The 13,281-nt window shown below is 72.2% G+C and carries 10 protein-coding genes; 2 read left to right on the top strand and 8 right to left on the bottom strand.

What is annotated here, in order from left to right:
• Positions 1 to 119: 119 nt before the first annotated feature.
• The 4 genes from dop to IEZ07_RS13845 form a co-directional block, all read right to left on the bottom strand.
• Positions 120 to 1,637: a depupylase/deamidase Dop gene (gene dop / locus IEZ07_RS13860; RefSeq protein WP_068899390.1), complete on the bottom strand. Its 1,518-nt coding sequence runs from the start codon at positions 1,635 to 1,637 to the stop codon at positions 120 to 122.
• A gap of 86 nt (positions 1,638 to 1,723) precedes the next feature.
• Complete coding sequence (locus IEZ07_RS13855; RefSeq protein ID WP_191895116.1) at positions 1,724 to 2,884, bottom strand: acyltransferase family protein; 1,161 nt, start codon at positions 2,882 to 2,884, stop codon at positions 1,724 to 1,726.
• 175 nt (positions 2,885 to 3,059) lie between these two features.
• Positions 3,060 to 4,823, bottom strand: a complete 1,764-nt coding sequence (gene arc, locus IEZ07_RS13850) for a proteasome ATPase (RefSeq protein WP_191895115.1) — start codon at positions 4,821 to 4,823, stop codon at positions 3,060 to 3,062.
• A 286-nt stretch (positions 4,824 to 5,109) separates the two neighbouring features.
• On the bottom strand, positions 5,110 to 5,976 hold the full coding sequence (locus tag IEZ07_RS13845) for a tRNA (adenine-N1)-methyltransferase (protein ID WP_191895114.1): 867 nt from the start codon (positions 5,974 to 5,976) through the stop codon (positions 5,110 to 5,112).
• A 111-nt stretch (positions 5,977 to 6,087) separates the two neighbouring features.
• Here IEZ07_RS13845 and IEZ07_RS13840 point away from each other — a divergent pair, with 111 nt between their 5' ends.
• Both IEZ07_RS13840 and IEZ07_RS13835 read left to right on the top strand, forming a co-directional pair.
• On the top strand, positions 6,088 to 7,188 hold the full coding sequence (locus IEZ07_RS13840) for a GNAT family N-acetyltransferase (protein WP_191895113.1): 1,101 nt from the start codon (positions 6,088 to 6,090) through the stop codon (positions 7,186 to 7,188).
• 201 nt (positions 7,189 to 7,389) lie between these two features.
• Positions 7,390 to 7,974, top strand: a complete 585-nt coding sequence (locus IEZ07_RS13835; protein WP_191895112.1) for a hypothetical protein — start codon at positions 7,390 to 7,392, stop codon at positions 7,972 to 7,974.
• A 66-nt stretch (positions 7,975 to 8,040) separates the two neighbouring features.
• Here the strand turns inward: IEZ07_RS13835 and IEZ07_RS13830 are convergent, their stop codons facing one another.
• From IEZ07_RS13830 to IEZ07_RS13815, 4 genes are all read right to left on the bottom strand, one after another.
• Entirely contained in the window at positions 8,041 to 9,276 is a 1,236-nt protein-coding gene (locus IEZ07_RS13830; protein ID WP_191895111.1) for an aminotransferase class III-fold pyridoxal phosphate-dependent enzyme, read from the bottom strand.
• A gap of 21 nt (positions 9,277 to 9,297) precedes the next feature.
• Positions 9,298 to 10,215, bottom strand: coding sequence for a carbohydrate kinase family protein (locus IEZ07_RS13825; protein WP_191895110.1), 918 nt, complete (start codon positions 10,213 to 10,215; stop codon positions 9,298 to 9,300).
• A 171-nt stretch (positions 10,216 to 10,386) separates the two neighbouring features.
• On the bottom strand, positions 10,387 to 11,916 hold the full coding sequence (locus IEZ07_RS13820; RefSeq protein WP_191895109.1) for an FHA domain-containing protein: 1,530 nt from the start codon (positions 11,914 to 11,916) through the stop codon (positions 10,387 to 10,389).
• 257 nt (positions 11,917 to 12,173) lie between these two features.
• On the bottom strand, positions 12,174 to 13,265 hold the full coding sequence (locus IEZ07_RS13815; RefSeq protein WP_191895178.1) for a site-2 protease family protein: 1,092 nt from the start codon (positions 13,263 to 13,265) through the stop codon (positions 12,174 to 12,176).
• Positions 13,266 to 13,281: the final 16 nt, after the last annotated feature.

Below are 13,281 nucleotides of genomic sequence, written 5' to 3'. Positions count from 1 at the left end.
CCCTCGCCGGGCGGAGCGGGTCTGCGCGGCGGCCGAACCCGCGTCCGGGCACGCGGAACCGCCCCGGGACCTCGAGGTCCCGGGGCGGTCGCGTGCGGTCGTCCTCCTGCTCCGGGTCCTCACTTCTCGCCGGTGAGGGCGGTGACCAGCTCGGCGGCGGTGCGGCAGCGGTCGAACAGCTCGCCCACGTGGGCCTTGGTGCCGCGCAGCGGCTCCAGGGTCGGGACGCGCTGCAGGGATTCGCGGCCGGGGATGTCGAAGATGACCGAGTCCCAGGAGGCGGCGGCGACCGCCTCGCTGTACTGGCTCAGGCAGCGGCCGCGGAAGTAGGCGCGGGTGTCGCTGGGCGGCACCTCGACGGCGCGCTGCACCTCCTCCTCGGTCACCAGCCGCTGCATCCGGCCCCGGGCGACCAGGCGGTTGTACAGGCCCCGGTCGGGGCGGATGTCGGAGTACTGCAGGTCGACGAGCTGCAGGCGCGGGTGCGACCAGGGCAGCCCGTCGCGGGTCCGGTAGCCCTCCAGGAGCTCCAGCTTGGCGACCCAGTCGAGCTCCCCGGACAGCTGCATCGGGTCCTCGGCCAGGCGGGTCAGCACGGACTCCCAGCGGTCCAGGACGTCCTTGGTGGGCTCGTCCATGCCGTTGCCGCTGCGGGTCTCGGCGTACTTCCTGGCCAGCTCGAGGTATTCCATCTGGAGCTGGACGGCCGTCAGCCTCCGGCCGTCGCGCATCTTGATCTCGTACTTCAGCGTGGGGTCGTGGGAGACCGCGCGCAGCGCCTGGACGGGGTTCTCCACGGCGAGGTCGCGGGTGAAGTAGCCGTCCTCGATCATGGCGAGGACCAGCGCGGTGGAGCCCAGCTTCAGGTAGGTGGAGATCTCCGACATGTTGGCGTCGCCGATGATGACGTGCAGGCGCCGGTACTTCTCCGGGTCGGCGTGCGGCTCGTCGCGGGTGTTGATGATCGGCCGCTTGAGCGTGGTCTCCAGGCCGACCTCGACCTCGAAGAAGTCGGCCCGCTGGCTGATCTGGAAGCCCTCGCCGCGCGAGTCCTGGCCGATGCCGACGCGGCCGGCGCCGGTGACCACCTGCCGGGAGACGAAGAACGGGGTCAGGTGCCTGACGATGTCGGCGAACGGCGTGGCCCGCCGCATCAGGTAGTTCTCGTGGCAGCCGTAGGAGGCGCCCTTGTTGTCGGTGTTGTTCTTGTAGAGCTGGATCGGCGCGTTGGTCGGAATGGCCGAGGCGCGCAGGGCGGCGTCGTGCATGACCCGCTCACCCGCCTTGTCCCAGAGCACCGCGGCCCGGGGGTTGGTGCACTCCGGCGTGGAGTATTCGGGATGGGCGTGGTCGACGTACAGCCGCGCTCCGTTGGTGAGGATCACGTTGGCCAGCCCGAGGTCCTCGTCGGTGAGCTGGCTCGCGTCGGCCACCTCCCTGGCGAGGTCGAAGCCCCGCGCGTCGCGCAGGGGGTTCTCCTCCTCGAAGTCCCACCGCGCCCGCCGTGCCCGGGCCGCCGAGGCGGCCAGATAGGCGTTGACGACCTGGGAGGAGGTCACCATCGCGTTGGCCCCCGGCTGTCCGGGCACGGAGATGCCGTACTCGGTCTCGATGCCCATCACCCGCCGTACCGTCATGCGCACCCTCTGTTCATCCGGGGCTGTCTTGTCCGCCGTATATATCCCCGAGCCTAGACCCTTCACTATGCCCAGTGCTTGGACAGTTATGGCACCGAGGCCTTCCGGTCCAGCGGCGGCACCTCCGGCGAAGGTTCGGCGGGGACCGGGAGGGGGCCGGCGGTACGGCGCCGCCGGCGTGCCTTCACGAACTCCTGGACGGGCCGCTCGGCCACCCGGTAGACGGCGTAGGAGAAGGCCATCGTGGCCAGGACCGTGACCAGGGCGGTCAGCCAGGGCGGCAGCGTGTCGTGCAGCGCGGGGACGATCAGGACGGCCCCCGCGGTGTGGAACAGGTAGACCGGGTAGGTGATCGCACCCAGGACGACCAGGCCGCGCCAGCGCAGCCACCCCAGCCAGCCCAGCGCCACCATGGCCATGAGCGCGTAGAAGGCCACCACCGTGGCGACGATCGCCCAGTCGGGCACGGGCATCGCGGCGTAGCCGACCAGGTCGATCCGGCCGTGCACCCGGTTCAGTGCGGCGTCGACGGCCAGGCCGCCGCTGATGCCGGCCGTGCACCACAGGACGAGGCGGGGGCCGTACCGGGTCATGAGGTAGAAGGACATGCCGCCGACGAAGTAGGCCGCGTACTTGGGCATCACGATCAGGTCGACCCAGTGATTCTCGATGCCCGTGAAAGCGGAGAGGCCCGTGGCGGCCAGCCAGACGCCCATGAAGGCCAGGCAGCGGCCCAGCGTCGCCCCGAAGACCACCAGCACGGAGATGAGCAGGTAGAAGCGGAGCTCGACCCAGAGCGACCAGTAGACGCCGGTGGCGTCCTGGACCTCGAACAGGCGCTGGAGCATGGTCAGGTTCGCCAGATACTCCCCCGCCTCCAGTTTGGGGTCCAGCGCCTTGGCGGCGGTCAGGCCGTACAGTGCGGCGGTGACGCCGACGCTGATCCAGTAGGCCGGGTAGAGCCGCACGAACCGGGAGAGCGCGAACGCGCCGAGTCCGCGGCCCCAGATGCTCATCAGGATGACGAATCCGCTGATCATGAAGAACAGCTCGACGCCCAGGATGCCGAGCCCGGAGACCGTGGAGATCGCCGGGAAGAGCTCGGCCGGCGTCTCCCCCCACACCGAGCGGAACGCGATGAAGTAGTGGAAGGCCAGCACCGCCAGGGCGGCGACGAAACGCAGGAGGTCCAGCTCGGCGAGGCGGCCGCTTCCCCGTGCCGCTTCGCGGGACCCCGCTCCGGTCAACGGACGACCGGTCCGGAATGTTCACGCACGTCCCTTGGACGGTAGATCACTCCTTTGGGTTCCCTGGGGCGGGCTTTACTTCTGTGACGATTGCGAGAAGAGGGACCCCGGCAGGCGGCCGGACGCGGAACGGCGCGGCCCCCGGGTGGGGAGCCGCGCCGTCCGCGGGTGCCGGTTAGAGGTACTGGCCGGTGTTGGCCACCGTGTCGATGGACCGGCCGGCCTCGGTGCCCTGCTTTCCGGAGACCAGGGTGCGGATGTAGACGATCCGCTCGCCCTTCTTTCCGGAGATGCGGGCCCAGTCGTCGGGGTTGGTGGTGTTGGGCAGGTCCTCGTTCTCGGAGAACTCGTCCACACAGGCGGCCAGCAGGTGGCTGATCCGCAGGCCCTTCTGGCCGGAGTCGAGGAACTGCTTGATCGCCATCTTCTTGGCCCGGTCGACGATGTTCTGGATCATCGCACCGGAGTTGAAGTCCTTGAAGTACAGGACCTCCTTGTCACCGTTGGCGTAGGTGACCTCCAGGAAGCGGTTCTCCTCGCTCTCGGTGTACATCCGCTCGACCACCCGCTGGATCATGCCCGCGATGGTGCCCTCCCGGCTGTCGCCGTGCTCGGCGAGGTCCTCGGGATGGAGCGGGAGCTCCGCCGTGAGGTACTTCGAGAAGATGTCCTTGGCCGCCTCGGCGTCCGGCCGCTCGATCTTGATCTTGACGTCCAGGCGGCCGGGCCGCAGGATCGCCGGGTCGATCATGTCCTCGCGGTTGGAGGCGCCGATGACGATGACGTTCTCCAGGCCCTCGACTCCGTCGATCTCGGAGAGGAGCTGGGGGACGATCGTGTTCTCGACGTCGGAGGAGACGCCCGAGCCGCGGGTCCGGAAGATCGAGTCCATCTCGTCGAAGAACACGATCACCGGGGTGCCCTCGGAGGCCTTCTCGCGGGCCCGCTGGAAGACCAGGCGGATGTGCCGCTCGGTCTCGCCGACGTACTTGTTGAGAAGCTCGGGACCCTTGATGTTGAGGAAGAAGCTCTTGCCGGACTGGCCGGTCTTCTCCGCCACCTGCTTGGCGAGGGAGTTGGCGACGGCCTTGGCGATGAGCGTCTTGCCGCAGCCGGGCGGGCCGTACAGCAGCACGCCCTTGGGCGGGCGGAGTTTGTGCTCGCGGAAGAGGTCGGCGTGCAGGTAGGGCAGCTCGATCGCGTCCCTGATCTGCTCGATCTGCCGCATGAGCCCGCCGATCTCCTCGTAGGAGATGTCGGGCACCTCCTCCAGGACGAGCTCCTCGACCTCGGACTTGGGGATGCGCTCGTAGACGTAGCCCGAGCGCGGCTCCAGCAGCAGGGAGTCGCCGGCCCGGATCGGCTGGTCGAGCAGCGACTCGGCCAGCTTCACCACCCGCTCCTCGTCGGCGTGCGAGATGACCAGCGCGCGCTGGCCGTCCTCCAGGAGCTCCTTGAGCATCACGATCTCGCCGATGTCCTCGAAGCCCAGGGCCTCGACGACGTTGAGCGCCTCGTTGAGCATGACCTCCTGGCCGCGCTTCAGCTGCTCGGCGTCCACCGCCGGGCTGACGTTCACGCGGAGCTTGCGCCCGCCGGTGAAGACCTCCACCGTGCCGTCGTCCCTGGCCTCCAGGAAGACGCCGAACCCGGACGGCGGCTGCGCCAGCCGGTCGACCTCCTCCTTGAGCGCGACGATCTGGTCCCTGGCTTCCTTGATGGTCGCGACCAGACGCTCGTTGTGGCCGGTGACGGCCGCTAGTTTCGCCTGTGCCTCGTGGAGATGCTCTTCGAGGACCCTGGCCTGCCGGGGAGACTCCGTCAGCTTCCGACGCAGCGCGGTGATCTCCTCCTGCAGGAAGGCGACCTGTGTTGTGAGGTCGGCGACCTCCCGTTCGCGCTGCGCGGCTCGAGCCTCAGCGTCGTCGCGAGCTGCCACGCCGTCACCTCCTTCCCAGTCGAGACCGACTACTCAAGACCCTACCCATCTGGGGGCTGTCCGTTACCTGGCCGGGCGGTATTCGTATGACTACATTAAGTGCGCAGTGATTAATCCCTTATATCGCGTTTAGCGCTGTCAGCATAAGAACACGACACTCTGTTCCCGTGTCATGCCCGACGTCCGTCGTGGCCTAATCGTCATGTGGTGGAGATCACGCCGAGAGCCGCGGAGGGCGTCTCGGAGGGGCTCGCAACGAGGGTCACAGTGAGGGCCGCGGTGAGGGTCACGGTGTGGTCGTGGACTCCTCGCCATATGCCCCCTTCGCCGGACGCCTGCGCCGGGGTGGTGGTGTCACCCCGTCCGCCATGCGACGGGCCGTGACGAGGAAGCCGGTGTGGCCGACCATCCGGTGGTCGGGCCGTACGGCGAGCCCTTCGACGTGCCAGTCGCGAACCAGGGTCTCCCACGCATGGGGCTCGGTGAAACTTCCATGTTCCCGCAAAGTTTCGACCGTGCGGGAGAGCTGGGTGGTCGTCGCCACGTAGCAGCAGATCACACCGCCCGGCGTGAGGGCCTTGGCGGCCGCGTCCACGCACTCCCACGGGGCGAGCATGTCCAGGATGACCCGGTCGACGTCGCTCTCGTCGAGTGAGCCCACGAAGTCGCCCACGACCAGGCGCCACTGGTCCATCGGCCCGCCGTAGAACTTCTCCACGTTCTTCGTGGCGACCTCGGCGAAGTCCTCGCGGCGCTCGTAGGAGGTGATCTTCCCCTCCGGGCCGACGGCGCGCAGCAGGAAGCAGGTCAGGGCGCCGGAGCCGACGCCCGCCTCGACCACGCGGGCGCCCGGGAACACGTCGGCCATCGCGACGATCTGCGCGGAGTCCTTGGGGTAGATGACCGCCGCGCCGCGCGGCATGGAGAGCGTGTAGTCCGGCAGCAGGTGGCGGAAGGCGAGGTACTGCGTGCCGCCGGAGGAGCGGACCACCGAGCCCTCGGGCTGCCCGATCAGGTCGCTGTGCGGGATGAACCCCTTGTGCGTGTGGAAGACCCCGTCCTCCTTCAGCGTCACCGTGTGGCGCTTGTTCTTGGGGTCGGTGAGCTGAACCTGATCCCCGGCCTGAAACGGCCCATGCCTGCGAAAACCCATGCCCGCAAGGGTATCGGCGCGCGGGCCGTGGCCGGTTCCGGTCCTTGGCCCGCCGGGCCCGCCGGCGGAGCGGATTGGCCCCCCTCCGCCGCCACCTGATAGCACTGGAGGGTGTTCACCCGAGACGTGATCCCCGCCGGGCCCGTCGTCCTGCGCGGGCTCGCCGGCTCCGACGTCGAGCCGATGGTCCGCGCCTGCGTCGACCCCGAGATCATACGGTTCATCCCCACCGTGCCCGTCCCGTACGGCAGGGACGACGCCGTCCAGTACCTCAAGCTGGCCGAGCGGCTCTGGGAGGCGGGCGGCGCCTCCTTCGCCGTCGCCGACCCCGCCACGGGCGAGTGGCTGGGCAACATCGGCCTCAAGGCGCTCGACCCGCGCGGCAACGGCGAGATCGGCTACCTGATCGCACCCTGGGCCCGGGGCCGCGGCGTGGCCACGGCCGCCACCAGGGCGCTGACCGAGTGGGCCTTCGCCCGCGGGGTGGGCCGCATGGAGCTTCTGGCCGACGTGGAGAACCTGGCCAGCCAGCGGGTGGCGCTCGCCTCCGGGTTCCGGCGCGAGGGCGTCCAGCGCGCGGCCGAGCCCCGGCGCGACGGCACCCGCGGCGACCTGGTGTCGTTCGCCCGGCTGAGCACCGACTCCGGCGAGCGGACCTCCCCGTACCTGCCGCCCTTCCCCGGCGGGTCGCTGACCGACGGCACGGTACGGCTGACGCCGCTGACCGCCGAGGACGCCGACGACTACCACGCGCTGCGGAATCTGCCCGACACCGTGGCGCGCAGCGTCCCGCCGGTGCCCCTCGACCCGGAGGAGAGCGAGGCGTTCTGCCGCGACGCGGGCATGCACTGGCTCGCGGGCACCCGGGTGGAGGCCGCGATCCGCGACGCCGCCGACGGCGCGTTCGCCGGGCACGTCCAGCTCGGCAACATCGTCCCGCCGCTGGGCCAGGCCATGGTCGGCTACAGCATGCTGCCGGAGTTCCGCGGCCGGGGGTTCGCCACGCGCGCGGTGGAGCTGCTGGTCGGCTGGGCCTTCGCGCACACCCCGGTGGCCCGCGTCGTGGCGGGCACCGCGCTGGACAACACCGCCTCGCAGCGGGTGCTGGAGAAGGCGGGCTTCGCGCGGGAGGCCCTGCTGCGCGGGCTGCTGCCCGCCCCGGACGGCAGCCGCCACGACGACCTCCAGTGGTACCGGCTGCGTCCCCGGTAGTCCTCCGGCGGTCCCGGTGGCCCCTCGCGACCACCGGGTTTCACCCGCTCCCCTGGCGGCACCGGGGATTCGCCCGTCCCATTCACCCCATATGAGACATCGAGGACTGGTCAAGCAGGGTTCTGGAGGTAATACTCCGAATCGCTACCCCGCCCGCCACCTCGGCGCGGGCACCCGGCTCCACGAAGAGAGGGGAAAGGGATGAGCACCATCCAGCAGATCGGGCCGGCCTCCGGCTCCGTCCTCCCGGACGGCGGGTCCGGAGACCGCCTGCGCGGCCTGATCGAGACCTTCGCCGGACCCGGCGCCGACCACCTCGTCGAACAGGTGGTGGCGGCCGCCGCGGCGGTGTGCTCGGCCGGTTACGCCGGCCTGGTCGAGGTCGGCCCGGTGGCGGAGAACGCCCGGCCGGTCCACATGCACGCTCCGCCCGGCGATCCGCTGGCGGTCCTGCGGTGGTTGCGCGACGGCACGGTGCTCACGACCCTGGCGGCCCGCTCCGACCCGCTGCGGCTGCCCCGGGAGGAGCGGACGGGACAGCCCGGGTTCCTGGCCGTCCCGGTACCCCTGGCCTCCCGCGGCCAGGCGTACCTGTGGGTGGCCGGGCGGCGCTTCGACCACCGGGACGAGGACCTGCTGGTCCGCTTCGCGACCGCCGCCGGGCGTGCGCTGGAGGCGGCCCAGGGATTCGAGGCCGCCACCCGGATGCTCCGTTCGGTGCACGCGTTCGCCCGGTTCCCCTCCGGCCGGGAGGCGGCGGCGCAGGCTCGCGTGCTGGAGGGCTGACCTCCGGCCGGGAGGCGCCGCGGGGGGCGCCGCCCGGCCCGGCGGGGCTCCTTCCGGGACCGGCGGTCAGTCCGCGCCGAACCTGGCCCTGAGCCTGGCGAACGCCGCGTCGGTGCCCTGCAGGGCCCGGTCGATGTCGGCGTCGGTGTGGGCGGCCGAGACGAACCAGTTGTGCCAGGGGTGGAGGTAGACGCCCTCCTCCAGGCAGGCCGAGGACCAGAACATGCCCTTCTCCAGGGTCGCGTCGCCTTCGAAGGAGAGCCACGGGATCTGGACCGGACCGGTCTGGCTGACCGTGAAGCCGTGGGCGGCGGCCTGCGCGGCCAGCCCTTCCCGCAGCCGGGTGCCGGCCCGCTCCATGAGCGCGACGCCGTCCACGGCGTGCAGGGTCTCGATGGTCGCCTTCGCGGCGGCCATCGGGGCGGCGTTGAACCAGAACGAGCCGGTGGAGTAGATCGTCTGGGCGGCGTCGCGCAGGGCGTCCACCCCGGTGACGGCCGCGATCGGGTGGCCGTTGGCCATGGCCTTGCTGAAGGCGTACAGGTCCGGCCGGACGCCCAGGGGCTCCCAGGAGCCTCCGAGGTCCAGCCGCCAGCCGCCGCGCACGTCGTCGATGACCAGGGCGGCGCCGAGCCGGTCGGCCAGCGCCCGCAGCCCGCGGGCGAACTCCGGCGCGGCGAGTTCCTGGTCCTCGAAGGAGTCGTGCTTGAACGGCGTGACGATGATCGCGGCGACGTCGGAGCCGGCCGGCCCCTCGGCCCGGGCCGCGGCGGCCTCGGCGCTGGCCAGGTCGTTGTAGGTGTACTCGACCAGGTCGGCCCGGTCGGCGGGGGTGGTGCCCGCCGTACTCGGCGTGCACCAGGGGTCGGCCCCGTGGTAGGAGCCGTGGGCGACGAGGACCTTGGCCCGGCCGGTGGCCGCGCGGGCGACCATCAGGGCCTGGGTGGTGGCGTCGGTGCCGTTCTTGGAGAACATCACCCAGTCGGCCTGCGGGATGGTCTCCACCATCAGCTCGGCGAGCTCCACGTAGACCGGGCCGGGGCCGTTGAGGCAGTCGCCCTCGGCGAGCCTGGCCGCCACGGCGGCCTCCACGGCCGGGTGGCGGTGGCCGAGGATGATGGGCCCCCAGGAGCACATCAGGTCGACGTACTCGCGGCCGTCGGCGTCGAACTGGCGGCAGCCCTCGCCGCGCACGAAGAACTGCGGGTATCCGGACCCGTGCAGGGCGGCGTTGAGGTGGCCGTACATGCCGCCGGGCACGACCCGGGCGGCCCGTTCACGAAGTTTCGCGTCGATCGACATCTCAGGGAACATCCTTCCGCGTCAGAACCGGGGCAGGTCGAGGCCGGCGAGGTCGTCGAGGCCCGCGTCGGAGCCCAGGCCGCCGGCGACCCGGGCGGCGACCTCGGTGCCGAGCCGGGCGGCGTCGAGGACTCCGCGCCCGCCGGCCAGCCCCGCGATGAACCCGGCGCAGTAGGCGTCACCGCAGCCGGTGGTGTCGACCACCGCGACGTCGAGCGCGGGCAGCCGTACGGTCTCCGAGGCGGTGGCGACCAGGCTGCCCTCTCCGCCCAGCGTGACCACCACCCCGCGCGGCCCCTCGGCCAGCAGCGCGGCGGCGGCCTCGTCCGCACCGGCCCGGCCGCTCATCATCAGCGCCTGCTCCTCGTTGGGCAGGACGTAGTCGACGTGCGGCAGGAAGGCCTTCGCGCCGAGCACCAGGTCGGGCATGTTGGACAGCAGGTCCATGGTGACGACCGTCCCCGCCGCCCGCACCTCGTCCAACAGCGCGAAGAAGGCGGAGTCGTGCAGGCCCCAGGTGACGTCCATGCCGCCCAGGTGCAGGACCCGGACCGCCCGCAGCCGCTCCGGGTCCACATCGGCCGCCGACAGGCCCAGGTTGGCGCCGGGCACGTGGAAGGACGGGCGCCCGCCGTCCGGGCGGATCGGCAGGATCGAGGCGGCGGTCTGCTCACCGGGCCTGCGGACGATCCCGGTCACGTCCACCCCGTGTCGCCCCATCACCATCAGCAGGAAGTCGCCCAGCTCGTCGTCGCCGACCGCTCCGGCGGAGGCGACCGGGACGCCCAGCTTCGCCAGATCGACGGCGGTGCCGGCCGCCGCGCCGGCCGCGGTGATGCGGATCTGCTCCAGCAGGTGGGTGTCCTGCCCCGCGGGGATGGACTCCACCGGCCGGGCCAGCACGTCCACGATGTGCACTCCGAGAGTGACGACGGCCATGGCGAGCCCTCCTCATGTTTTGCGCGCCTGAGCGGATGATAGACGGCCCCCCGGACGCGCTGTCAACGCCCGCGCCGTCCCGGATCCGGGACGGCGCGGGCGCTGGAGGGCAGGGCGTGGAGGCGGCCGGTCACCTCTCCGGCGGCGCAGGGCTGAGAGCGGGCGCCGCGTCTACCGGTTGCGGTGCGACTCGTAGCGCATGGTGCGCGAGACGCCGATCCGCACGGTCGTGCCGGGCATGATCGTGACCGGCTCGTTCGGCGGGATGTCGTAGAAGTTCGGGTCGCCGGGCGGCTGGATCTGGGTGCCGTTGACCGAGCCCAGGTCGATCAGGTTGACGTCCCAGCCGTCCAGTGCCACCCGCAGGTGGCGGCGGGAGACCGAGCCGTCCGGGCTGGTGACCTTGGCCGGGCGGACCGAGCCGTCGGCGACCTCCGGGGCCCGCTCCGGATCACGGCCGAGCAGGTAGTCGGCGTCGAGGCGGAGCGTCACGCCGTCGTCCAGCAGGAGCACGCCCAGCGGCGGGCGCGGCCCCTTGTAGGGGACGAGCGTGCGCTGCACCAGGGCGATGCCGCAGACCGCGCAGTAGGGCACCCGCGGGTCGTTGAAGTGGTCGTTCTTGCAGTCCACGCCGTGGACCAGCGGCCGCGACTCCGGCTCGGCCGCCGCGGGCGGCATGAGGTCCGGCGAGCTCGGCGGGCCGCCGGGGACCGGCAGTTCGTACTCGAACGACTCGTTGCGCAGGTCGCCGGGGCCGAGGGGGTCGCCGCCCATCCCGTTCGCCCGGGCGGTCTCCGCGTCCTCCTGCGAGGTGAAGGCCGGGCCGGAGAGCGGGCCCTGCCCCTGCGCGGGGACCGCCGGCATCGGCCCGGAGTCCCACGGGTGCGGGACGGGGGCCTGCGGCTCCATCGGCGGCGCGGGAGGCTGCGCGTAGTGGTCCGGCGGGCCCGCCGGGCTCATGGGAGGGCCCATCGGGTACGGCGGCGCGGGCTGTACGGGCTCGGCCGGCGGGGCGGACCAGTCGGAGGGCGCGGGGGCCATGTGCGCCGCGGCGGGCCCGGAGGGCGCTGAGGGTTCGGAGGAGAACGGCGACCAGTCGGACTGCGCGGCGGGGAGTGCGACGGGCGCCTCCACCGGAGGCTGCGCCATCGGGGCCGGCGCGGGTGTGCGGATCTCCGGCTCCGGCTGGGCGGAGCGGGCCTGCGGCGCGGGCAGCGGCGGCGCCCCGCCCTCCGCCGACGGGTCGCACTCGACGCCGCCGCCGACGACCACACCGCCGTCCAGCCGGGTGAGGCGCTGCGCCGCGCCCGCCTCGGGCAGGCGCAGTTCCACCCGGGTGACCGGGCCCGGCACCAGCCGGTCGGACCAGGTGAGCGCGTCGCGCCCGGCGAGCCGCACCTCACCGGCCGAACCGGTGACCGACGCCGCCGCCGGGCCGCTGACCAGCACGGCCACGCCCTCGGGCACGGGCCCGGCCACGGCGCACGCCACGGGCTCGCCCATCATGGCGGCCAGCACCTGGGCGACCCGGCGGGCCAGCGCCCGCCCGTCACCGCCCGAGGCGGCGGTCTCCCGCAGCGCCCCCAGCAGGTCCTCCATGACGGCCTCGGCCGCGTCGCACACCAGCAGCAGCCCGCCCACATGGGCGACCAGCCCGTTGCCCGGCAGCGGACGCACCGCCCCGAAGCCCTGGTCGGTCACAGAACTCTCCCTCCCCGGAAACCCCACCGGATGAACGGCACGCGCATCGGCCCGTTCGCCACCAGCCACATGCATACCCAGACCACGGTGAAGTGCGTCCAGAAGGTGCCCGCTGGAATCGGCCCGATGACATCGATCGCACCAGACCGTAGTAAAAAGTACAGCACCCAGCCCTCGGGAACGAGGGTGAGCAGTCCGAACAGGGTAGGCCAGTCCTTCGCCCACCGGAACTGGCGGAGTCCGCCCGCGGCCCGCGCTCAGACCCCGGTGAACATCCGGTTCACGTCCGCGGTGGCGAGCACGCCGAAGATCTCCCCGCCGCGCTCGACCAGGAGGTACTCCCCGGCGGGGGCGCCGCGCATCGCCTCGATCAGCGGCTCCCCCTCCAGGTCGGCGGCCAGCACCAGGGACGGCTCCAGGCTGCGCGCCAGCGAGCCGGCCGTCACCCAGGGGCGGCGGGCCTCCGGGGTCGCCTCCACCGCCACCTCGCTGACGATCCCGGTCGGACCGCCCTCGTGGTCCACCACGACCAGGGCGCCGGCCTGCGCCTCCGCCGCCCGGCGCAGCGCCTCGGCCAGCGGCACGTCGGCGGTGACCGGGACGGCCCGCCTGGCCAGGGCCCGGGCGCTGACCTGCGGGATGCGGGCCCGCATCCGGGCTCCGCGCAGCGCCTGGGTGGCGCCGAACCAGATGAAGGAGGCCAGCAGGACCGACCAGATGAGCATGCTCCAGCTCGGCTCCTGCCCGCTCATCAGCGACAGGCCCGCGGGCCAGACCACCAGCAGCACGGCCAGCACGCGGCCGGCCCAGGCCGCCGCGACCGTCCCGGAACCCGGGTTGCGGGTGAGCTTCCACACCCCGGCGCGGAGCATCCGGCCGCCGTCCAGCGGCAGGCCGGGCAGCAGGTTGAAGACGCCGACGATCAGGTTCGCGAACCAGAGCTGGAAGGTCAGGACGCTCAGCACGGTGCCGGGGTCCAGGAACCGCTCGAGGGCGTAGCCCGCACCGCCGAGGCCCAGCGAGAGCAGCGGGCCGGCGAAGGAGACCATGAACTCCCGGCCGGGGGTCTCCGGCTCGCGCTCGATCTCCGAGACGCCGCCCAGCAGGTAGAGCGTGATGCGGCGGACCGGCAGGCCGTACGCCTTGGCGACCACGCAGTGCGCCAGCTCGTGCAGCAGGACCGAGACGTACAGCAGCACCGCGAAGGCGAGCGCCACCAGATAGGAGAGCCCGGTGCTCAGCTCCGGCAGGCGCGACACCACGACGGGCTGGAAGGTGAAGGTGATGAACGCCGCCACCAGGAACCAGGTCGGCGAGACGTAGACCGGGACGCCGAACGGGCGCCCCATCCGCAGACCCGGACTG

Origin of the sequence: Planomonospora parontospora (assembly GCA_014647935.1) — a bacterium.
Taxonomy (GTDB): Bacteria; Actinomycetota; Actinomycetes; order Streptosporangiales; family Streptosporangiaceae; genus Planomonospora; species Planomonospora parontospora.
This window is presented reverse-complemented; position numbering and strand designations above follow the sequence as displayed.

What these genes read in the sequence shown, in the direction of transcription:
- dop (WP_068899390.1), bottom strand. Translation starts at nt 1,637, where the DNA reads ATGACGGTACGGCGGGTGATGGGCATCGAGACCGAGTACGGCATCTCC.
- IEZ07_RS13845 (WP_191895114.1), bottom strand. Translation starts at nt 5,976, where the DNA reads ATGGGTTTTCGCAGGCATGGGCCGTTTCAGGCCGGGGATCAGGTTCAG.
- IEZ07_RS13835 (WP_191895112.1), top strand. Translation starts at nt 7,390, where the DNA reads ATGAGCACCATCCAGCAGATCGGGCCGGCCTCCGGCTCCGTCCTCCCG.
- IEZ07_RS13830 (WP_191895111.1), bottom strand. Translation starts at nt 9,276, where the DNA reads ATGTCGATCGACGCGAAACTTCGTGAACGGGCCGCCCGGGTCGTGCCC.
- IEZ07_RS13825 (WP_191895110.1), bottom strand. Translation starts at nt 10,215, where the DNA reads ATGGCCGTCGTCACTCTCGGAGTGCACATCGTGGACGTGCTGGCCCGG.
- IEZ07_RS13815 (WP_191895178.1), bottom strand. Translation starts at nt 13,265, where the DNA reads ATGGGGCGCCCGTTCGGCGTCCCGGTCTACGTCTCGCCGACCTGGTTC.